The following is a 22,346-nucleotide window of genomic DNA, read 5'->3' on the forward strand; positions in this document are numbered from 1 at the left end:
ATGAAACATCCTTCTTATCTGTGTTCTAAGTCCTTATGGATTTCTCTGACCATATGTCCAACTTCCGGCAATATGATTTTTTCCATTGCTAATGATACCGCACCAGTTGACCCCGGAATGGAAAAAATAACGCAATGGTTACAAACCCCGCAAACCGCTCTCGATAAGATACTGGCTGTCCCAATATCATAGTGAAAACTCAAATGTCTGAACAGTTCCCCAAAACCGGGTAGCTGTTTTTCAAATAAAGGCTCAATCGATTCAATAGTGACATCTCGATGGGATATGCCTGTCCCGCCATTTACAATAACCGCCTCGATTTCCCCGCTGAAAACCGCTGTTTCTACTGTCTTCCGAATATGATCCTCATCATCTGGTATGATTTCGTAAAAGTTCACTTGATGTTCACGATTTGTTAACAAATCAATGATTTTCTTTCCACTTTTATCGGTTTCTTTTGTCCTTGTATCACTAACTGTGATAACAGCACACGAAATATGTTTAGCAGCATGTTTTCGATGCGTTGTCAGCATTTTAACCCACCTCTAATTATTTTCATTTTTTGGACCAGCAATCCACTTATCATAATCCTCCCGCAGATTAATATTATAAAAGCATTTTTCCTCTTTCATCGGGATATACCTTACGTTTAAATTCTCCAGTAATCGATGAACGGATAATATCTCTTTTTGAAGCTGATCCAAGATAACTTCTTTTACGCTATGATGATAAATAGAAATAAGCGGTTGGATTTCTCCTGAAACTACTGGCACGACCGCATCTATATTTTCTTTTTTATAGGATAATAACGTATGGAAAATAGCCGTATTTATAAACGGCACATCGATTGGTGCCGTCATATACCAATCTGCTGACAGATATTCCATTCCCGTATATATCCCAGCTAGCGGACCTGCTCCTTTAACATACTTGTTATCTGTTATGATTGCTAAATCATCTGCCTCCTCATCGAATAATGCTTTCAGCTCTGTATTGGTTATCACCACAATGGAGTCCGTGATTTCCCTCAATGAATCAACAGAATATTGATAGAAGTATTTCTCATTCATCCGAAGAAAAGCCTTCGGACTGCCAAACCTTCTCGATTGCCCCCCTGCTAGCAGAAGACCAGCTATATTTCCCATACAATACACCTCCTTGTAGTAAAGTGAAACTTCCTTCAGTGGGGATTTTCTTTTATCTCCCACTGAAGGTTAGTTGAACCAATCGGGCCGTTACTGGCTGTTAGATCTCCCACTTAGAAATAATACGTTTCCTTCATTTCTTGAAGTGGGAGTCTTATAGCCAGTTACACTGCGGTAAATTTCACAAATTCGTAACGGAAAGAAAACCAACTCAAAGATACGAGTGTTAAAATAGAAATAAGATGTTGCATCCATAAAGGAGTTGACTGCTATGCAAACGAGCGCATTATTACAATCAAAAACAGGAAAAGACAGCATTTCAGAAGAGCTTAGAGCAGTTTTACATTCAATCGGCACGGTAAAAAATATGGAAAAACACATGTATCTCTTTCATGAAGGCACAGAATCAGAACAAATATTTATTATTAAATCCGGACTGGTCCAAGTTTCCAAATTAACAGCAGACGGGAAAGAAATGATTCTTCGTATTTGCAAACAGCAGGATATTATTGGCGAGTTGACAATTTTTAGTGATGATTCCAGATATATGCTGAGTGCTAAAATTATTGATAGCGGCGAAGTATTAGTTATTCAAAAAGATCAATTAGAAAAAGCATTAATGTCAAACCCGCATTTAACATTTGAATATTTAAAATGGACGAGCAGCCATATGCGTAAATACCAATCCAAAATTAGAGATTTATTGTTGAACGGAAAAAAAGGTGCATTATATTCAACCATCATCCGTCTTTCGAATAGTTACGGCATAAACAAAAAAGATGGCATACTAATCGATTTGGTCCTCACCAATCAAGAATTAGCTAAGTTTTGCGCTGCGACCCGGGAAAGCGTTAACCGGATGCTCGTCGATTTAAGAAAACGTGATATTATATCTATGGATAAGTCTGGCCGTATTTTTATCAAAGACATCGATTATTTACGAGACCAAATTGGCTGTGAAAACTGCCCAATTGAAATATGCAATATCAATTAGATGGTGCACTATTTATGCTTTCTTTTTTAACTGTTCCTCTAACCACTTGCAAATTCCGTTATAATCATGTTGCTGAAAAACTGGAAATGGATAAGCATTTTTTTCAAGGGCTACTCGAGCGATGATAGCTTTTACGTTTTTCACTTTATCTAATAGTTCAAGATCTTTTTCATCGCTTATGAGTACCACCTTTGGAAAGGAGTATGCTTTAAATCCCTCTATAATCAATAGATTTATTTGCATCCATTCATAAATTTGAATCATTTCATCCAATGTCCAACTTCCCTTGGACAGCTGAAATACACCGTCTCCTTCTACTCCAGAAATAAACGCTCCTGCTTGTTTATGTTTTTCACTGTCTGTATCGGATATTCCCTCTGGAACACCGCCATGACCATGATGCTTTAAAGAGGCAGTCCGGAACCCTTTTTTAGCTGCATGTTCGATCAATTTGCATGCAAGCGTTGTTTTCCCGCTGTTTTTATATCCTACAACCTGAATAATATCCATTTACCCACCACTGACTGGCGGGATAAAAGCAACAGTGTCTCCAGATTTCACGATATCATCCTCCATTGCATATTCCTCATTTACTGCCGTCATGACGTGTTCGATTTCGAATAATCCAAATGCTGTTTTAAGCTGCTCTTTTAACGCTTTAATCGTTATGGAATCACATTCATACACTAAACTATCTTTTCCCATTTTTTCCTGTAAGTCTGCAAAAAGTAAAATACGAATCATTTCTTCACATCCTTTACATCCGGACTTCCCTCCGGATAAGCAACCTTTTCTAATTGATCCCCTATCCAGGTCTCTCCGTCCTCCCAATGTTCTTTTTTCCAAATAGGCACCATTTGTTTAATTCTTTCTATCGCATATTCATTTGCTTCATAGGCTGCCTTTCGATGCAGAGAGGAAACACAGATAACCACAGCGATATCTGAAATATCCAACTCGCCAATTCGATGGGTAATAGCAGCTTTTGAGTTTGGCCATTTCTCTTCTATTTCTGCACCAATTTTTTGCAGCATTTTTACAGCCATCGGTTGATATGCTTGATATTTTAAATACATGGTACGTTTCCCGTTTGTCCACTCGCGTACGGTACCAATGAAAGTATTGATTGCTCCCGCTTCTCTGCGCTCCACTTTCTTGATAATTTCCTCTACTTCTATTGAATCCTCAACAATCTCGTATAATGAATCAACCATCGTTTCTCTGATCCTTTCTGGAATGGATATCTTTATCCAAAAACGATTCCATCGTTATTCCTTCTTGATCTTCTAATAAAATGACGGATACATCCATGCCGGCTTCGTATCCTCTGGTCCCTCCCGGAAGCAGAATGAGAATATTGGCTTCCGCTAAAGAGGAAACAACATTTGACTTATCCAGCCCAACTGGTGTGGCGACTAAACAGCCATGCTGATAGCTTACATATCCTCTTACAAAACGATCAAATGGATTGGGCTTCAGAAAATCCGCCCCAAGCTTTGCTGTTTCTTTCTTTAAAAATGGATAGCTGCTATGCAAATATGTCCGGATAGCGGGCCGGGTATACAGTTCAAAACCGACATAGCATGCGGATGGGTTGCCGGATAGGCCATATAATAATTTCCCGTCCTTTTCAGCTGCCGTTGTCACACTGCCAGGTCTCATTTTGATTTTATTGAATAAAACATTGCACTCAAGCTTGGCATAAATAGCTGGTAAATAATCATAATCACCAACAGACACTCCGCCAGTAGTGATCAGCATATCCACCTCGTCGACAGCATCCTTCACTTGGTTATAGCACACGTCAAAATCATCACTAAATTGTCCAAAGTACAGTGCTTCTCCACCTGCTCGAGTAATTTGCGATTGAATCATATAGGCATTACTGTTCCGAATTTTCCCCGGCTCCAAAGCTTCATCTACCTCTAATAATTCACTGCCAGTTGCAATCACTCCAATCTTGGGCTTCTTGGCGGCTGGTACGTTTTTATAACCAAATGTTGCAAGCAATGCTACAATTCCAGGGGTGATATAGGTTCCTTTTTGGGTAAGTATGCTTCCTTTTTGAGTGTCCTCCCCCATAAAGGAAATGTTGGTTCCTGCTTTGATATTTCTTTTTATCTGGATATATTTTTTTCCGTTTCTCTCTATCTCATTTACCTCTTCAAGCATTACGACCGCATCACAGCCATCAGGGATCTGGGCCCCTGTCATAATCCGAACTGCTTCTTCTGCTGTTACCGGACGTTCAAAGACACTACCTGCACCAATTTCTCCTGCTACCTCCAGTTCAACCGGATGATTACGGGATGTATGATCCGTATCTGCTGCACGTATCGCAAAACCATCATAGGGAGAGCGGTCGAATGGCGGTACATGGTGGTCAGTAATTAAATCTTCTCCCAAAAAACGGCCATAGCTTTCTTCGATTGGAATGTATTCGACGCTTCCTGCCTTTGCAAAATGCATCGTACGTGTGATAGCTTCCTTTACGTTAATCGGTTTTCTTCTTTCTACCATAGCGATTCACCTTCATCCTGCTAATTGATAATAGATACTTTTGGCCTTTTCAATTGAATTCGTTCCATGGATCAGCGTTCTTCCATCTTGAAAGAAAACCAGACGATAGGTCTCGTATTCCACGGATATTAAAAAATCATTGGCCTTTACAGCTCCAATTCTTTTTAACCGTTCCTTCAATAATTGAAAATCAGGCGCTTGGGAGGCTCTGATTTGAACGGTATTTCTACCGCAGAGTACCTCTGATTTTGTACGGCGTTGATAATTTAACGATGGATAGCTTGGATTTTCCCCGCATGAAGGACAAGTCTGTTTCTTCGCCCGCTCCACTTTCATGGTATGATACTGATTATTCCACAAATCAAAAGTGAGAAGGGACGTACGAAGAGCCGCTTGATCCTCCACCAGAATTTTCAACGCTTCTGTCGTTTGATGGGCGACCACCATCTGTACAGCTGGTGAGATAATCCCTGCAGAATCACAGGTTGCACCGTTGACAGGAATGGCATCGAGTAAACAACGGAGACAAGGAGATTCATTTGGAAAAATAGTGTAGCTCATTCCTGTACTGCCAACACAGGACCCAAATATCCATGGTATCGAAGCTTTCTGCAATAAATCATTCAGCATAAAACGGGTATCAAAATTATCCGTCGCATCCATAACTAAATCGATTCCTCGTAATAAAGGCAGTAAAGTGATTGCATCAGCATCCATCACATAGGCTTCTATCTCCACCTCTGAATTGATTTCATGTAATCTTGCTTTAGCCGCAACAGCTTTTGGAATTTGATTTTCCACGTCCGCTTCCGTATAGAGCTGCTGCCTTTGAAGATTACTCCATTCCACATAATCCCGATCAACAAGTATCAACTCTCCGATGCCTGCCCGAGCCAGGTTTTCCGCATTTGCTGAACCAAGTGCCCCGCACCCAATAATCAGTACACGCTTCTCCGTGATTTTTCTTTGTCCCTCTTCCCCAATAGGCATAAATAACATTTGCCGGGAATATCGCTCCATCTTTATCACTTTCCTTTAACCGCCAATGTAAGACATTTCAACTTTACTTCTGTTTTTCGCTGATTCTTCGGTTCGTTCATCGGAATAGCGATCTGTCCGATGATTCCATATGTGAACAACTTCATCCTTGATTTTTTCATCACTCATGCCGGAACGCAGCATTTCTCTGAAATCAACGCCCTTCTCTGCAAACAAACAGGTATACATTTTTCCATCTGCAGCAATCCTTGCTCTTGTACAAGTGGAACAGAAGGATTCTGACACGGATGTGATAAATCCAACCTCTGCACTCGTGTCCCGGTAACGGTATCGCTGGGCAACTTCACCGAGGTATGCTGGTTCCACAGGCTCCAGATCAAAATGTTGCTTTAGTTCCTCGAAGATTTGTTTCTTTGTGATGACCTTGCTAAAATCCCAGCCGTTTGACTGGCCGACATCCATAAATTCGATATATCTCAGCGCAATTCCCTGCTCTTTAAAATAGGCGGCCATCGGAATAATTTCTTGATCATTCATTCCTTTTTTTACAACCATATTCACTTTTACTTCCAGGCCTGCTTCTTTCGCTTTCTCAATTCCTTTTAAGACACGCTCCGGTTTGACCCCACTATCATTTATTGATTGAAATAATTCTTCATTTAATGCATCTAAACTGACATTGACACGCTGGAGACCGGCGTCTTTTAACCGCTCTGCCATATGTCCCAATAACGAACCATTTGTCGTTAAACCGATATCTTCTAACCCATCAATTTCTGTTAATCTTTTTATTAAATTGGGTAAATCTCTTCGTAAAAGAGGCTCTCCCCCAGTTAATCTTATTTTTCGAACACCCAAACCGACATAAATTTTGGCTATGCGTTCGATTTCCTCAAAGCTTAATAGCTGCTCTCTTGGCATAAAGACAAAATCCTTGCCAAAAATCTCTTTCGGCATACAATACGTACATCTAAAATTACAACGATCGATTACGGAAATCCGAAGATCCTTCAGCGGGCGGCCCAATTTATCTGTTATAACGGACACGTTGGCTCCCTCCTTTTATCTATCATAGGGCAAGTTTACATGATTCGATTCGAAGAGGTTGTGAAAAACATCACTCATGTGTATATTTGTACATATTTATTTTTCAATAGATGAAGTTATTGGTTCTTATTCGTCAGCTGTACAAATTTTTCTTCATATACTTTTCTTTTCTCTGGCTGGTCATTTCTGCTGTAGAAGTCAATAATACCGGCTAATACTTCTTCCAGCAGTTCTTGATTAGGCGTTTTTTCGATTTGTTTAAACCCTTTTTCATAGCATTGTTCCGCTTTTTTTCGATTAGGTTCTTTCCTATTTTCATAACAGTATCCCAGCCGAATGAGAGTCAGGCCCTTTTCCTCTTTGCAATTGGATATGTTATCGTAGATGGTCAAGGCTTCTTCGTACAGTTCAAAAGCTTTTTCAATTTGATTTTGGTCGATATAGTTAAACGCAAGCGCTTGCAGTGTATTTCCATACGCCATCGAATTTTTACGGTCTTCCCCCTCCAGTCTTTCTAAAAACGCTGTAAAAACCGCTTCTGCTTTGTCATAGCTTTTCTCATCCGAATAAATTTTTCCCAATGCATATAGAAACTGCATACGAATTTTTGGAAAAGGATGAGATAATGTTAATCCTTCTTCTAAATATTCTTTTGCCTGGCTGATTTTAAACGTCCGAATAGAGATGGTGCCAATTTTTGAATAAATATAGACAATCATAAAATGATTTTTCTCATAAATCTTTATTAACTGCTCCAGCGCTTGTTTATAATAATTGATTGCTCTAGGGAAATTCCCCATATTTTCATCAATTTCAGCTAGCATCAACACAGCTTTAACTATGTCTAAAGGAACTTCCTCTGGTAACGACGCAAGCGTTTTGATTGCTTTCGTTACCACTTTTCTTGCTTCTTTTAAATCGATATAGAAGTTTATTTCACCGATTTTTAAGAGTTCTCTCGCTGCGGAAAGCGGATCTTTTTCCTTCGTATAAGCATTCCAGATTTGCTGATGCAGCTCCAGAGCGTCCGCATAATTTTCAATCTGCACCAATACATCAGATAATGTGTATTTAGCAGAAATTAAAACGGGGTGCGTTTCGGGCAGCGCTTCACTGTAATAAAGCAATGCTTTCTCAAACTGTGTAATACTGCTTTCTATATTTTCCTCATGTAAAGATACTTTGGCTAAACTACTGTAAATCACGCCATATGTGTAGTCATCCTGATAATGATTTGTATCCAGAAGAGCTAATAATTTTGCAAGCTCTATTCTTCCATTGGACTCCTGTCCATATTCTATTTCTAAATGAGCATAATCCAAGTACGTATCAATAACCTCTTCTAAATAATCTTTCTCGATATTTTTGGAAAGGCGAATAGCACTGCGGCTATAGTCTCCAGCTTTGTCGTAATTTTTCACTTTACGATAATACTTTCCCAAAACACTTCGGACAAAGAACTCCTCTGTTATGGAGAATTCTTTACCTCCCAGCCGACTTTCTAATGCTCTGATCGATTCTTTCACTTCATCTAGCTTTCCATTAATAATGTCTTCCTTTAATTCTTGATAAATAGATAAAGGAAATTCCACATTTGTCATCATAAACACTCACCACCTTAATTTATTATTGACTTTTTTGTAAGATGAGTAACTATGTCAAAGTTGTCAGGTTAATCCGAAAACATGGTTAACCATATTCTCGTTGATATAAATTAATAGTCAAAAAGAGAGCATGTTTAAAAGCTCTCTTTGGTTGTATTCCTTGGGACACGTTTTTTGTAAATAACATAGCTTCTGCGTAAATAGCGTAATGGGAAGCTAAAGGCGTGCACCAATCTGGTAAATGGCCAGATAACATATAATGCGAATGTACAGTAGATGTGTATCTTAAACCAAATTGGGACGGATTGCATCAGCTCTGGCTGCAGGTTAAAAATAAATAATCCTCTTAACCACGGTGCAATGGTTGTTCGATAATCAAATCCCTGGGTATCTACATTGAATGAAGTTGCTATCAAACCGGACAGAAGTGCTAAAAGAACAAAAATCAAAGCTGCCCAATCACCGGGAGAGGTGGTCGCTTTAATGCGCTTTACACTAATCCTTCGATAGGTTAATAGAAGGATTCCTGCAAATGCGGCGATACCAGCAGGCACCCCGAATCCGATGGCAATCATATGGTATTGATGCTCTGTAATCCCTAAGGCATTATAGAAGCCTACCGGAATAATCAAGCCAAGAACATGTCCGCCAAACACGAATAGGAGCCCCCAGTGAAATAAAAGCGAACCAACTCGCAGCCGTTTTTTCTCCAAAAATTCACTTGATTTGGTTGTCCAGCCGAATTGATCCTTTTGATAGCGATAAATATGTCCTAAAATAAAAATCGTTAGTACAATATAAGGAAATACGCCCCATAATAATAGGTCCATCTGTTTCCCTCCTAAATGGCGTCTTCTGTTACGACATGTAGTCCATGATTCTCCATCTGTATGAAAAGAGCCTCAAATAAGATATGATAAAAACTATTTTCTTGCTGTAATTTCTTTTGGATTTCAGCAATTGCTTTTCCATGCATATCTAGTATCTCATTGCTTGTTTCTACCGGGACATGGGCGCAAAATTCTAATAGAAGCGGCAAGTAATCTGGCAGTTCCTTATCTGTTACATCAAACCCATGTGCCTCATAATATTTTTTAAGTTTTAATAATTCCAGACCTCTTTCCCGCTGTTCTCCTAATTTCAAATACGTTACATACAGATTGGTTAATCTGCCGAAATCAAAATGGTTAATATAATGCGCCACCCAGTCATCCAGTGACAAACGGTCAACCTCATGAATAAATTGCTGCAGATTTTCTTTGACACCATCTGTTGATAGTTCTTCTATTTCCTCTCTTATTTCCGGCAAAATTTCTTTCATTTGTTGATTTGGGTAGGTTAAAAGAAAAGAAATCAACTGGTAGATTGATGGATTCATTGTCTTCACTCCTTATTTGAAACCAGGATTGGCAAAGCCTTGTTTACCAATCCTACCTTCTTATTGCAATACGCCACAGCTTCCTGGCCCGCCTGCGAAGTCCAAACCGCATGCACCTTGTTCTTCGTAAAGGTCGGCAACTTCTTCTCTATGGCTTCTAGGGATAACAAATCGATCATCATATTTCGCAATCGCTAATAAACGATACATTTCTTTAATTGCTTTTTCTGTTAAGCCAAGCTCTGTAATCAGATCGCTGTCAAAGTCCTTTCCTGTTTGTTCAGCCCGCATATAGCTGCGCATTACTGCCATTTTCTTAAGCACCTTACGAATATGATTGGTATCTCCAGCGGTTAACAAATTAGCAAGGTATTCGATAGGAATACGCATGTCATCGATTGCCGGAAAAATGTCCGCAGTATCTGCGGTGCTTCCTTTTCCTTCAATCATATTCATCACTGGGCTAAGTGGCGGCACATACCAGACCATCGGCATCGTTCTATATTCTGGATGCAGTGGTAAGGCAATTTTCCAGTCAATAATCATTTTGTACAGCGGTGATTTCTGTGCTGCTTCAATCCAATCCATTGGAATACCATCTTTTTTTGCTTGCTCAATTACTTCAGGATCATTTGGATCCAGAAAAATATCCAGCTGTGCATGATACAGATCCTTTTCGTCTTCCACAGATGCTGCTTCCAATACTCGGTCCACGTCATACAGCATGATTCCGATATAACGGATCCGTCCGACACAAGTCTCTGAACAAATCGTCGGCTGACCATTTTCAATTCTTGGGTAACACATCGTGCATTTTTCTGCTTTATTGGTTTGCCAGTTAAAATACACTTTTTTATACGGACAGGAAGTCGTACAGTGTCTCCAAGCACGGCATGCATTTTGATCGACAAGCACGATGCCATCTTCATCCCGTTTGTACATCGCACCTGATGGACAAGAAGAAACACATGGTGCATTAATGCAATGTTCACAAATACGCGGAAGATACATCATAAATACCTCTTCAAATTCCGTCTTAATAGACTCTTCCATCTGCACCACGTTGGGGTCACGCAGTCCGGTAATATGACCTCCAGCCAGATCATCCTCCCAGTTAGGTCCCCATTCTAAATCCATAAATTCTCCAGTGATTGCCGATTTTGCCCGGGCAACCGGCTGATGATTTTTTTCTGGGCTGTTGGTTAATGTTTCATAATCATAGTTCCACGGTTCATAATAATCATCCAGCTCTGGTTGGTGAGGGTTATAAAACAGGTTCATTAAACGATTGGTTTTGGAGCCTGATTTTAAACGTAATTCACCCTTGTGTAATTCCCAGCCGCCTTTATATTTCTCCTGGTCTTCCCATTGTTTTGGATAACCAATACCTGGTTTGGTCTCTACATTATTGAAGTACATATATTCAGCACCTGGGCGATTCGTCCATGTATTTTTACATGTCACACTGCACGTATGGCATCCAATACATTTATCCAAGTTCATGACCATCCCGACTTGCGCTTTAATCCTCAAGCCAATCCACCTCCTTCATTTTTCGTATGACCACATTTAAGTCACGCTGGTTTCCTGTTGGACCATAATAATTGAATCCGTAGCTTAATTGACCGTATCCGCCAATCATATGCGTTGGCTTTACATGGATTCGCGTTGGACTATTATGTGTACCGCCGCGATTCTTCGTTAAGTTTGTCCCCGGCGTATGGATATGACGATCCTGCGCATGGTGCATAAATGCCATGGTTCTAGGAATCCGGTGAGAAACAACTGCCCTTCCTACAACCACACCATTACGGTTGAAGCATTCGATCCAATCATTATCCTCCACATCAACCTCTGCCGCATCCTCGTTGTTCAGCCAAATCGTCGGCCCTCCACGGAACAGTGTCAGCATCGGCTGAGCATCAAAGTACATACTATGAATAGACCATTTATTATGCGGCGTTAAATAATTTAACGTAATTTCCTTTCCTTCCACTTCCGGTCGTTTTGAGCTGAAAGGTTTTTGATTCAAAATTGGCTTAAATATCGCAAAGGATTCTCCAAATTCCTTCATTGTTTCGTGATCAACAAAGTAAGATTGACGACCGGTAATGGTTCTAAATGGAATCATTCGTTCAATATTCGTCGTAAAAGGAGAATATCTTCTTCCACCCTTTTCCGAGCCGCTGAATGCAGGAGAAGTAATAACCGTCTTCGGCTGGGCGTTAATTTGTTCAAACGTAAATAATTCCTCTTCCCGCTCTTCCGCCAAATCCTTTAATTCGAGATTGGTTTTCTCTTCTAACGCTTCCCATGCTTTTACAGCGACCTTTCCATTGGTGGTAGAAGAAAGCATTAAAATGGCTTCACAAGCACCCTTCGCGTCAGTAATATCTGGATGACCATCTGCAATCGAACCATTATCAATCGTTCCAAAGGTATTTTTCGCCAGATTATATTCCTCTTTCATGGACCAGTTAATTCCTTTTTCTCCATAAGGCTTATTAACAATATTCGGACCGAGCGATGTCATTTTATGATAAAGGTTTTTATAATCCCGTTCGACCACATGAATTTGCGGCATTGTCTTTCCAGGAATCGGCTCGCATTCCCCTTTGGACCAATCCTTTATTTCTCCATAAGGCTGGGCCATTTCAGCTTTCGTATCATGATTTAACGGGGTAGCAACCACTTCCTTCATCGTATCCATATCGATTTCTTCCGCTAAATTGGAAACGCCTTTTGCCAATGATTTAAAAATATCCCAGTCTGATTTTGCTTCCCATGGAGAAGAAATAGCCGCATTGAACGGGTGCACAAATGGGTGCATATCTGTACTGGATAAATCATATTTTTCGTACCAGGTAGAAGCCGGTAAAATAACATCGGAATACAAAGCGGTTCCTGCCATACGGAAATCCAGATTGATAAGAAGGTCTACTTTACCTTCCGGGGCTTCTTCCCGCCATTTTATTTCCTCGGGACGAAGACTGTCTTCATCCGTATTGAGTACGCCATGGGAAGCACCAAGTAAATGCTTCAAGAAATATTCATGGCCTTTTCCAGAGCTGGAAATCAAGTTCGCTCTCCAGACAAATAAGTTTCTCGGAAAGTTTACGGGATTATCCGGGTCTTCAATTGCAAATTCCAAGTTTTTATCTTTTAATTGCCGGGCTACATAGTTTCCAATTTGTTCCGGTGTTTCATTTCCTGCTGCGTATGCTTCGTTGTATAAATCAATCCCATTTTTATTAAAGGTTGGGTACGACGGAAGCCAGCCTAAACGTGCTGCCAATACATTGTAATCTGCCGGATGATCATATCTTGCCTTATCAACCGTTGGACTTGCCAGCTCGTTAATTGATGTTTCTTCATAACGCCATTGGTCCGTTGCAAAATAGAAGAAAGAAGTACCATTTTGCAATCTTGCAGGTCCGCCCCAGTCTTTTGCTGATTGGACCGTTGTCCAGCCTTCTACAGGACGTAATTTTTCCTGGCCGACATAGTGTGCCCAGCCGCCGCCATTGACCCCTTGCGCTCCGACCATCAGAACAAGGTTAACAACAGCTCTGTAAATCGTATCGGAATGGTACCAATGGTTGATTCCGGCTCCCATAATAATCATGGAACGTCCCTTTGTATCAATGGCATTTTGAGCAAATTCACGAGCAATTTTAATCACTAAGTTGCGGTCCACTCCGGTAATCTGTTCCTGCCACGCAGGTGAAAACGGCGCAATCTCATCATAGGACGCAGCCGCTTCCCCGCCCAGTCCGCGGTCGATTCCGTAGTTGGCAAGCATTAAATCATACACCGTTGCAATATATTCTGTCTCGCCATTTATCTGGATTCGTTTTACAGGTACGGTACGAGGAAGTACTTTCTTTGTCTCTGCATCAAAGTACGGCATATCTACAGAAACGACTTCATCCTCCCTGTCAAGAAAACTTAAAACCGGCTCAATTTTTTCGTTGGTTCTTTCATCAAATAGTTTTAAATTCCAGTTTCCTTTTTCGTCCCAGCGAGATCCCATCGTGCCATGCGGGATGGAAAAATCCCCGGTAAGGTCGTTGTACATCGCTGGTTTCCATTCATTGTTCTCTGATTCTATTCCAAGGTCTTTTGCATGTAAAAAGCGATCCGCTGTGAACCTCCCATTTTCCTTTTTCAAACGTACGGAAAATGGAAAATCTGTATATTGCTTCGCGTAGTCTTCAAAATAAGGCGTTTTATTTTTATCATAAAATTCATTTAAAATAACATGCCCCATCGCCATTGCAACTGCGCCATCCGTGCCTTGTTTTACCGACAGCCAGTCATCCGAGAATTTAGTGGATTCTGCATAATCCGGACTTACCGAGATGACTTTGGTGCCTTTATACCTTGCTTCCACTAAAAAGTGCGCATCAGGTGTACGAGTTAATGGAACATTCGAACCCCAGGTAATAATATAGCTTGAATTAAACCAGTCAGAGCTTTCCGGCACATCTGTCTGGTCTCCCCAAATCTGTGGAGAAGCTGGCGGTAAGTCTGCATACCAATCATAGAAACTCAGCATTTGACCGCCGAGAAGGTGCATGAAACGGCTGCCTGATGCATAACTGATCATGGACATGGCAGGAATAGGAGAAAATCCAACATTTCGATCCGGTCCATATTTGATGACAGTATACAGACAGGAGGCTGCAACCAGTTTGTTTACCTCTCCCCAATCTGCACGTGCGAGGCCGCCTTTTCCTCTTGCTTGTTTATAAGATGCCGCCTTTTCTTTATCTTCTACAATGCTTTTCCAAGCTTCTAATGGATTATCATGCGTTTGTAATGCCTCTCTCCATAGCGTGAGTAATTTTTTTCTTACATAAGGATATTTCACACGTAAAGGGCTATAAATGTACCACGAAAAACTGGCTCCTCTAGGGCAGCCGCGAGGTTCAAATTCTGGCATATCCGGACCAGTTGTCGGATAATCCAACGCTTGCCCTTCCCATGTCACGATGCCGTCTTTTACATAGATGTTCCAGCTGCATGATCCTGTGCAGTTAACCCCATGGGTAGAACGAATAACGGTGTCATGCTGCCACCTTCTTCTATAAACATTTTCCCAATCACGGTTTCCTTCTTGCAGTTGACTATGGTTATTGGAATATTTCTCTTTCGGCTTTAAGTAATTCAATCTTTGCCAAAGCGGAGATGGTTTCTTCGCCATCTAAATCCCTCCTAATGGAATTGCTAATCAATCTATGACCTATTAAATCATTTCTTATTTCTGTCCGTTGTGAAAAACATCACACGTAGGCCAGAAATTAAAAATGCAGTCAAATGGATAGCATTTTGCTTGCCGCCAGGCGCTTGAAAAAGTCTGCTATTACTGCCCAAATGAAGCTCCAGCAAAAAATCTTCTTTCTGTCTTCAAAAAAATGACACAAATCATGTGATTTATTTCACTACGTATTTGTTAAAGAAAGATTAAAATTTTCAACGTAATCAAATGAATGGAATTGGAAGCATCGAAAAAACAAATGAAAGAATTACCTCGTCATGGAAGGAGAATAAAAATGAAAAAACCTGGATTACAATTAATCTTGCAGACTTCAAATCTATTTATAGGATTTATGGTGTGGGTACTGATTTCATCGCTCATGCCATACATTACAATGGATATTTCATTAACATCCGGCCAAGCATCTATTATTACGGCCATCCCTGTTATTTTGGGATCTTTACTGCGTATTCCAATTGGTTTTTATGCCGATCGTTTTGGGGCACGAATTATTTTTCTCATTAGCTTTTTGATTTTACTATTCCCTGTTTTCTTCTTGAGCATTGCCGACTCTTTCGCAGATTTGGTCATTGGCGGCTTACTATTGGGGATAGGCGGAGCGGTATTCTCCATCGGAGTAACATCCCTTCCAAAATATTATCCAAAGGAAAAACATGGGTTTATCAATGGCGTATATGGGATTGGTAACGTTGGTACAGCAATTACATCCTTTGGCGCACCTGTACTCGCTGGAGCAATTGGATGGCAAGGAACCATACGTATCTTTTTGATTATCTTACTTTTATTTGCCGCACTTGTTTTTATCCTTGGTGACCGTTCAGAAGAAAAAGTGAAGAAATCGATGGCGGAACAAATTAAAGGTGTATATAAAAATACAACCTTATGGTTCCTAAGCCTATTTTATTTCATTACATTTGGTGCTTTTGTTGCTTTCACCATGTTTCTGCCAAGCTTTTTAGTAGATAACTTCAGTTTAGAACCGGTAGACGCTGGCGTTCGAACTGCTATCTTTATTGTGATTGCTACAGCATTAAGACCAATTGGGGGTTTATTGGCTGATAAATTCAATGCTTTCATTATTTTAATGTTTGTATTCATTGGGGTAGCCTTCTCAGGCATCCTATTATCCTTCTCACCAGGCATCACATGGTATACCGTTGGGGCATTGGCCGTTGCGGTAACCGTAGGGATTGGAAATGGGACTGTCTTTAAGTTAGTTCCCTTATATTTTTCCAAGCAAGCTGGAATCGTCAATGGGATTGTTTCTGCGATGGGTGGATTAGGCGGTTTCTTCCCTCCATTACTATTAACTGGTGTAGCTAATCTCACTGGACATCATGCGATTGCATTTATGTTAATGTCTGAATTTGCTATCGTCAGCTTTATCATCGTTATATTTATGTATTATCAAGATCGGGTAAGTGTGGAAGGAAAAATCATTGAAGGCGTTGCGGAGGGCATGATGATAACGAATAAAAATAAAGTCATTCAGCATATCAATCCTGCTTTCACAAGAATTACTGGCTACCATCAAGAAGAAGTCATTGGCAAAACCCCTAAGGTGATTAGTTCTGGAAAGCATGATAAAGCATTTTATAAAGACATGTGGGAATCCATTAATAACAAAGGATTCTGGCAAGGAGAAATCCAAAATCAGCGAAAAAATGGAGAAGTATATAAAGAGCTGCTTACCATCAGTCCTGTTAAAAATAATGTTGGTGAAATAATACAGTATGTCGGCGTGTTTAATGATATTTCTAATATGAAGCAATCTTCTATAAGCTGAAAAAATCCCTTGGTTTCCTGTTCAATCATGAAAACCAAGGGATTTTTTCCGTCTATTCTCATTGCCCTTTTTCCAATACCCTCTTCCCAACAAGAACCGAATGCACGCAATCTCCAGTCTTTGCAAAATAAATCCGCTCTCCGGTTTCCGCGATAAAACCATTTTCAGATAGCGGGTAAAAGCATGTGATTTGTTCATTCCGATTCAAATAAAGCAAATCATCCTGTATCGAAACGGAAGCTTTATCCCCTTCTCCTGATTGATACCCGCCGGAAAACAGGCTTAAATTCAATGTTTTTCCGGATAACACATCATCTTTCTTGAAAGGATTCTCCGCTGATATCCCTAAAAGAATATGTAGTGCAGAAACCAATATCTTTTCAGCCGGTACATCTGCCATATTGATTAAAATGGAAGCAGCTATTCCTTTTTCCTTAATGATTTGAAAGTTGGAGGAAACTCCCTTTATGCTGCCGCCATGTCCAAATCGGGTGTGTCCCCCAATCGGATTTATTTCTATCCCAAAGCCGTAATCACCGGCATTTGGCAATGAATAAGCGGAGGAGGTCATTTTTTCAATTTTCCCCTCTGAAATAAGTTGCTTGTCTTGAATCCTGCCACTTAACCGAAGCAGTTCTGCATACTTCATTACATCGCCAGCCGAAGCCTTCCAGGAGCCGTTCGTGTAAATAGCCCCAACATCCCACCAGGCTGGCGAATGAAAAATACCCGACTGCTTTTCTTGATAGGCATATAATTCCGTTACATTTTCTTTGTTAATAATGGATTCAGTCAGAAAAAAGGAGTTCTTTAGCCGCAGCGGGGAAAATAATTTTCTCTCCACATAATCGATAAACGTCATTCCGCTCGCCAATTCAATAATTTTTTGCAGCATCCCATATCCTTCATTAGAGTAATTGAACACCGTTCCTGGAGGACCTGACAATGCAAAGTCCATCCTGCTTATTTGTTCAATCAATTCATTCGCAGTTTGAATGGCAGAGTTATCCTCCCCCTGCCATTTTCCAAATAAAAAATCGCCATCCGGATCCTTCCTAATGCTTTTCATGCGGGCGTGATGAATAGAGGGCAATCCCGGTAAACCGCTGGTATGGGACATAAGATGCCTAATCTCCAGCTGTTTCAAGTAATCCTCTCTTGGCAATTTCAAATTGGGAAGCCATTCGGTTACTTTATCACTGCTATGCAGCCGGCCTTCTTCCTCCAGCTTCATAACCATCAGACATGTCAGGGATTTGGTGATGGAAGCCAGGCCGAATATTGTATCCTTTGTAATAGGAAGCCTTTCTTTCATGTTTCTGTATCCATAATATTTTTCATAAATGCTGTTGCCGTGTTGGTAAATAGTTAGTGCCATGCCGGGGATTTTTAGCTCTTCACAGGTTTGATTGATTTCATTATTCAATTTTTCTTGTGTAGATTTGGATAACATGATTTGAACCTCCCTCTATATAAAAACACCCCAAACGTCAGTTGCTTGCTCTCACATTTGGGGTGTTGTATCTAAACTGAATCCTTTTGTCATTAATACAGGTATTTCTAAATGCTAAAAACTTATTCAAACAGGACACTGACAGAAGCATTGTTATGAACTCTCAGCACGGCATCAGCTAATAACGGCGCAATGGTCAAGGATGTGATTTTATTAATTTGTTTCTCCTCTGGCAGATAAATCGAATTGGTAATCACTAATTCCTTGATAATGGAGGATTTAATCCGCTCCACTGCCGGCCCGGATAAAACAGGATGTGTACAGCAAGCATATATTTCTTCCGCTCCTCTATCAACCAGCGCATCAGCAGCCGATATAAGTGTTCCGGCAGTATCAATCAAATCATCGATAAGGATGACCTTTTTCCCTGCCACATCGCCAATCACATTCATTACCTGTGATACATTCGGTTTGGGACGCCGTTTATCTATGAGCGCAATAGGCGCGTCTAATATCGTTGCCATCTTCCTGGCGCGACCTACGCCCCCATTATCCGGCGCAACAACAATAACCTCTTCCGTCGGTAATTTCTTTTTAAAATACTCCGCTAATACAGGTACTCCCATAAGCTGGTCTACCGGCAGATCGAAAAAACCTTGAATTTGCCGCGCGTGCAGATCTAATGTGATTATTCTGGAGGCCCCTGCTGTTTCGATTAAATCAGCAATCAATTTGGCAGTAATCGGCTCTCTGGCCCGTGCCTTCCGATCCTGTCGTGCATAACCGTAATACGGAATGATCACATTGATGGATTCAGCTGAAGCTCTTTTCATCGCATCAATCATAATCAATAGTTCCATGATATGCTCATTTGCCGGTTCAGAAGTAGATTGAATCAGATATACTTCACATCCTCTGACACTTTCTTCAATATTGATTTGGATTTCACCATCACTAAAGTGTTTCACAGAGCTTTTCCCAAGAGGAACATTTAAAATATCAGCGATCTCTTTTGCTAAGGTATAATGGGAGTTCAATGAAAATAACCTTAATTTGGGACTACATTTCATTTTTTCAGCCTCCTGAATAATCCATCTCCGTCCACTGGGATAATTGCTTCTTTTCAACCAGCTTACGTGTACGATTATAATAAGTTATATTTATATTAAATCCTTTTGCTCGCTCTATCAAGGATTTCTGACACGCTTCTTCTTAATTATCTTTAAATTTTGATTTATTTATAGGTTTGGATAGTGAAAAAGTTTAGCAGGAGAGAATAACAATACTCCATTTCCAAACAAAAAAACTATATATTGAATAAACCAGATAATTTTCCGATTATATTCAATATATAGGAATAGAGAGCATAGACCCTGTCATTTCCGTTCATTATTTACCCCGTCACAGGATAACGAACTTCTCTTGTTCTTTTTGACTGATACCATTGATAGCACAAAATAATAATAATTACGATATCAACAGCGTCCCCGCCATAATACATCAACATGCCCCCGGCTTCAGCCTCCGCTCTGGGTACCCCTTCTGGAGGATAAGCATAAATGACTTTGGAAAGAATCTTATGTCCTGCTAAAGCAAGTATCAATACCAAAGAACGATAGATATAACTGTATCGATACGGAATCGGGTCAATATATAACAGTGTAGCCGCAAAAAAGTATCCAGCTAGAAAAACATGCAGGTGGACAAGCACATGAACCCACATGATTGTCTCCATCATACTGTACAAACCCGTCATATAAAGCAGCCAAAGTCCGCCTATATTTAATACTGCAGGAACAATTGGATTGGAGAGGAAATGGAAAAACGGACTTCTTAGTACAGCAGTTACTTTTTTAGCATAACGTGTCGGCAGTGTTCGCAGAAGCAGTGTCATTGGTGCAGCCAGTACCATGAATAACGGGCCGAGCATGCCTAAAAGCAAGTGGCCAAACATATGCATGGTAAAATTCTGATGCGCGATAGAAGCTAACGGATTTACAACGGTGATAATGCACAAAACACTTCCTGCTGTCCATAAAACTGTGCGGTATATAGGCCATGCCTTATTCTGTCTTTTTGAAAAAATAACTGCAGTAATGTAAAGCAATAGGCCAATGATAAAAGGGACGCTTAAAAATATTTGTGTAACAGCATCAATCGAGTGAGCAGTATGCGCCATATTTTCATGCTGATGCCCCATCATCCCGGCTCACCCTTGTGCAGCTTTAGCTGTTTCTGTGTTTGATAAACGACGGTTCCTCCGGCGATTACCATTATTCCAGCAAGAATATTCCATGTTAAATCATAGGGAAGCAGGTTTACGCCATAACGAATCTGGTGCAGCTGCATCAGTTTATGCTGAACGATACCATCATACAAATTAAACACACCAGCCCCCAGCGTCATACCGCCTAGCCACCGCTTTTTCCACCAAGCTCCCCGCCGTCTTAAATCAGCCAGCATAAAAAGCGCGCCGACAGTTGCAAACCAGCTAAATGCGTGAAACAGCCCATCGGAAATAAGACCAATTTCTGTAGTCGAACGATCATAAAAATGATGCCAGTGAAGCAATTGGTGAAAAATAGCTTCGTCAATAAAAGCAACCATCCCAAGCCCAAATAAAAAACCAGATAAAACGTTTCTGCCTGAATAGCTGAACTGTTCTTGCGTCAGTTCTTTTTTCATTATAGAAACCTCCTCTATTGGATAAAAAGCTGAAACAATGTGAATCCACAAGATTTATGACAACATTTTCAAATTAATTTTCACTCTTCCCATGAAGTTTCTTATTAAAATAGAAATATAACGTACAGACTTTCCTGAAGTCCTTCTTTCTTTTAAATAGTCATTCCCATTTCTTTTTTTTGGTAAACAGATTTTTATAATTGGATGGGGGTGGTAATTCTTTATTTGATGTACGTTTATAATGTTTTGTTTTTCTGTAGAGACAGCTGGGATCTCAAGAAAAGAAAGCCTAGACGGATTTAACAACCATTTTGATAATACTATTCATCAGATTTACCGATTTTTATATCCCCCTTTTATTCCAATGTGTGTTTATAAAATTTTTTCTAAGCTCTTTTCATCTGTGTCATCTTGTTGTTTTATCGTAAAATTGGTATGCTAATATATACTAGCTTGACGCGGGGGCACGGATAATTAAGAAAGTAGCGTAATATTCATGAATACTTGATTTAGTAATACATGTGAATAACTACAAATATTGATGGTGATATGATGGAAAACGTGATAAATAAATTAAAGAAGAACATTGTAAATCTCACGAATTCGGAAAGAAAAGTTGCTGACTACATAATTAAAAATTCATCAGAAGTTTCTTTTGATACAATCAATCAATTAGCAAAAAAGGTCGGAACGAGTACAACTACAATAATGAGATTCACGAGTAAATTGGGATATGTGGGATATTCAGAATTTCAACATGATTTGCAAGATAATTTAAGAGATAAGGCATCTCCTCACGCCCGATTAGAATCTAATCTAAAAAATGTAGAAGAAGGAGAACTCTGGGCACAAACAATTGATTATTATATTAATCAGTTAAGAACGCTTAGCAGCCACGTTGATAAGGCCTTATTGGATGATATTGTTCAATTGATAACGCAAGCCAGACATGTCTATTGTACCTGCGTGCGCAGCGGGCTTCCTGTCGGCCAGTTTTTAACTCAGAACGTAAATCGAATTAAAGGAAATTGCAGGCTTATGGTAGCGGATACGTCAGATTGGGTAGATGAAGTAGTTTCTATGGACGAAGATGATTTACTTATTGCAATAAGTTTTCCGAGATACGCAAAACGGATTAATGATTTTATAAAAACGGCTAAAGCAAGAGGTGTTAAAATAGTTACAATTACAGATAATTATTCTTCTCCAATTGTTGACTATGCTGATGTGGTCATAACATGTGATGCAAATAGTTTAGCATTTCATAATTCACCGATTGCAGCAGCTGTAGCTGTAGACTACATCATAAACGCATTAGCTATTCAAGCATCTAATAGAGATTCAGATCGCTTAGATAAAGTCGATGAAATTCTTAAAAGTATCCATTACCATGCTAAGGATTAGCAATTCATATTCTAAAGCTTTTCACACTATTTTTTATGTGGTGTGAAAAG

Annotated in this window: 20 protein-coding genes; 3 read left to right on the forward strand and 17 right to left on the reverse strand. The window is 40.0% G+C overall.

Features of this window, described 5'->3' with window-relative positions; genetic code table 11:
• Nucleotides 1-14: 14 nt before the first annotated feature.
• The gene (locus MKY65_RS19780; RefSeq protein ID WP_339179898.1) at nucleotides 15-533 is read right to left on the reverse strand and encodes a MogA/MoaB family molybdenum cofactor biosynthesis protein; all 519 of its coding nucleotides are present in this window, start codon (nucleotides 531-533) and stop codon (nucleotides 15-17) included.
• A 12-nt stretch (nucleotides 534-545) separates the two neighbouring features.
• Nucleotides 546-1,145, reverse strand: a complete 600-nt coding sequence (locus tag MKY65_RS19785) for a molybdenum cofactor guanylyltransferase (RefSeq protein ID WP_339179900.1) — start codon at nucleotides 1,143-1,145, stop codon at nucleotides 546-548.
• A gap of 271 nt (nucleotides 1,146-1,416) precedes the next feature.
• Between MKY65_RS19785 and MKY65_RS19790 the strand changes: the two genes are divergently transcribed.
• The gene (locus MKY65_RS19790) at nucleotides 1,417-2,139 is read left to right on the forward strand and encodes a Crp/Fnr family transcriptional regulator (RefSeq protein WP_339179903.1); all 723 of its coding nucleotides are present in this window, start codon (nucleotides 1,417-1,419) and stop codon (nucleotides 2,137-2,139) included.
• A 12-nt stretch (nucleotides 2,140-2,151) separates the two neighbouring features.
• Here MKY65_RS19790 and mobB read toward each other — a convergent pair whose 3' ends face one another.
• From mobB to MKY65_RS19845, 11 genes are all read right to left on the reverse strand, one after another.
• Nucleotides 2,152-2,649, reverse strand: coding sequence for a molybdopterin-guanine dinucleotide biosynthesis protein B (gene mobB, locus MKY65_RS19795; RefSeq protein ID WP_339179905.1), 498 nt, complete (start codon nucleotides 2,647-2,649; stop codon nucleotides 2,152-2,154).
• Nucleotides 2,650-2,883 (reverse strand): molybdopterin converting factor subunit 1, encoded by a 234-nt coding sequence (moaD, locus tag MKY65_RS19800; RefSeq protein ID WP_339179907.1) that lies wholly within the window; start codon nucleotides 2,881-2,883, stop codon nucleotides 2,650-2,652.
• Nucleotides 2,880-3,353 (reverse strand): molybdenum cofactor biosynthesis protein MoaE, encoded by a 474-nt coding sequence (locus tag MKY65_RS19805; RefSeq protein WP_339179908.1) that lies wholly within the window; start codon nucleotides 3,351-3,353, stop codon nucleotides 2,880-2,882. Before MKY65_RS19805 ends, moaD begins: the two co-directional genes overlap by 4 nt.
• Nucleotides 3,346-4,659: a gephyrin-like molybdotransferase Glp gene (glp, locus tag MKY65_RS19810; protein ID WP_339179911.1), complete on the reverse strand. Its 1,314-nt coding sequence runs from the start codon at nucleotides 4,657-4,659 to the stop codon at nucleotides 3,346-3,348. Before glp ends, MKY65_RS19805 begins: the two co-directional genes overlap by 8 nt.
• A gap of 12 nt (nucleotides 4,660-4,671) precedes the next feature.
• Nucleotides 4,672-5,679 (reverse strand): MoeB/ThiF family adenylyltransferase, encoded by a 1,008-nt coding sequence (locus MKY65_RS19815; protein WP_339179914.1) that lies wholly within the window; start codon nucleotides 5,677-5,679, stop codon nucleotides 4,672-4,674.
• A 15-nt stretch (nucleotides 5,680-5,694) separates the two neighbouring features.
• Complete coding sequence (gene moaA, locus MKY65_RS19820) at nucleotides 5,695-6,705, reverse strand: GTP 3',8-cyclase MoaA (protein WP_339179916.1); 1,011 nt, start codon at nucleotides 6,703-6,705, stop codon at nucleotides 5,695-5,697.
• 116 nt (nucleotides 6,706-6,821) lie between these two features.
• Complete coding sequence (locus MKY65_RS19825; RefSeq protein ID WP_339179919.1) at nucleotides 6,822-8,309, reverse strand: tetratricopeptide repeat protein; 1,488 nt, start codon at nucleotides 8,307-8,309, stop codon at nucleotides 6,822-6,824.
• A gap of 134 nt (nucleotides 8,310-8,443) precedes the next feature.
• Nucleotides 8,444-9,139 carry a respiratory nitrate reductase subunit gamma gene (gene narI / locus MKY65_RS19830; RefSeq protein WP_339179921.1) on the reverse strand — a complete coding sequence of 232 codons (696 nt, stop codon included), beginning with the start codon at nucleotides 9,137-9,139 and terminating at the stop codon, nucleotides 8,444-8,446.
• An 11-nt stretch (nucleotides 9,140-9,150) separates the two neighbouring features.
• Nucleotides 9,151-9,687, reverse strand: coding sequence for a nitrate reductase molybdenum cofactor assembly chaperone (gene narJ, locus MKY65_RS19835; protein WP_339179923.1), 537 nt, complete (start codon nucleotides 9,685-9,687; stop codon nucleotides 9,151-9,153).
• 60 nt (nucleotides 9,688-9,747) lie between these two features.
• Nucleotides 9,748-11,220 (reverse strand): nitrate reductase subunit beta, encoded by a 1,473-nt coding sequence (gene narH, locus MKY65_RS19840; RefSeq protein WP_339179925.1) that lies wholly within the window; start codon nucleotides 11,218-11,220, stop codon nucleotides 9,748-9,750.
• Complete coding sequence (locus MKY65_RS19845) at nucleotides 11,210-14,893, reverse strand: nitrate reductase subunit alpha (protein ID WP_339179927.1); 3,684 nt, start codon at nucleotides 14,891-14,893, stop codon at nucleotides 11,210-11,212. The genes narH and MKY65_RS19845 overlap by 11 nt, the downstream gene beginning before the upstream one ends.
• Nucleotides 14,894-15,242: 349 nt before the next feature.
• Here MKY65_RS19845 and MKY65_RS19850 point away from each other — a divergent pair, with 349 nt between their 5' ends.
• Complete coding sequence (locus MKY65_RS19850; protein ID WP_339179930.1) at nucleotides 15,243-16,754, forward strand: MFS transporter; 1,512 nt, start codon at nucleotides 15,243-15,245, stop codon at nucleotides 16,752-16,754.
• 58 nt (nucleotides 16,755-16,812) lie between these two features.
• Here MKY65_RS19850 and MKY65_RS19855 read toward each other — a convergent pair whose 3' ends face one another.
• The 4 genes from MKY65_RS19855 to MKY65_RS19870 all read right to left on the reverse strand — a co-directional run bounded on the left by MKY65_RS19855 (nucleotide 16,813) and on the right by MKY65_RS19870 (nucleotide 20,892).
• On the reverse strand, nucleotides 16,813-18,207 hold the full coding sequence (locus MKY65_RS19855; protein ID WP_339179932.1) for a serine hydrolase domain-containing protein: 1,395 nt from the start codon (nucleotides 18,205-18,207) through the stop codon (nucleotides 16,813-16,815).
• A gap of 122 nt (nucleotides 18,208-18,329) precedes the next feature.
• The gene (locus MKY65_RS19860) at nucleotides 18,330-19,277 is read right to left on the reverse strand and encodes a ribose-phosphate diphosphokinase (RefSeq protein WP_193064644.1); all 948 of its coding nucleotides are present in this window, start codon (nucleotides 19,275-19,277) and stop codon (nucleotides 18,330-18,332) included.
• 323 nt (nucleotides 19,278-19,600) lie between these two features.
• On the reverse strand, nucleotides 19,601-20,410 hold the full coding sequence (locus MKY65_RS19865; protein ID WP_339179936.1) for a cytochrome c oxidase assembly protein: 810 nt from the start codon (nucleotides 20,408-20,410) through the stop codon (nucleotides 19,601-19,603).
• Nucleotides 20,407-20,892, reverse strand: coding sequence for a DUF2243 domain-containing protein (locus MKY65_RS19870; protein WP_339179939.1), 486 nt, complete (start codon nucleotides 20,890-20,892; stop codon nucleotides 20,407-20,409). The genes MKY65_RS19865 and MKY65_RS19870 overlap by 4 nt, the downstream gene beginning before the upstream one ends.
• Before the next feature lie 552 nt (nucleotides 20,893-21,444).
• Between MKY65_RS19870 and MKY65_RS19875 the strand changes: the two genes are divergently transcribed.
• Nucleotides 21,445-22,296, forward strand: a complete 852-nt coding sequence (locus tag MKY65_RS19875) for a MurR/RpiR family transcriptional regulator (protein WP_256705074.1) — start codon at nucleotides 21,445-21,447, stop codon at nucleotides 22,294-22,296.
• The last annotated feature ends 50 nt before the right edge of the window (nucleotides 22,297-22,346 follow it).

The sequence above is a fragment of the Oceanobacillus sp. FSL W7-1293 genome (assembly GCF_037969815.1).
In the GTDB taxonomy this organism is placed as follows: Bacteria; Bacillota; Bacilli; order Bacillales; family Amphibacillaceae; genus Oceanobacillus; species Oceanobacillus oncorhynchi.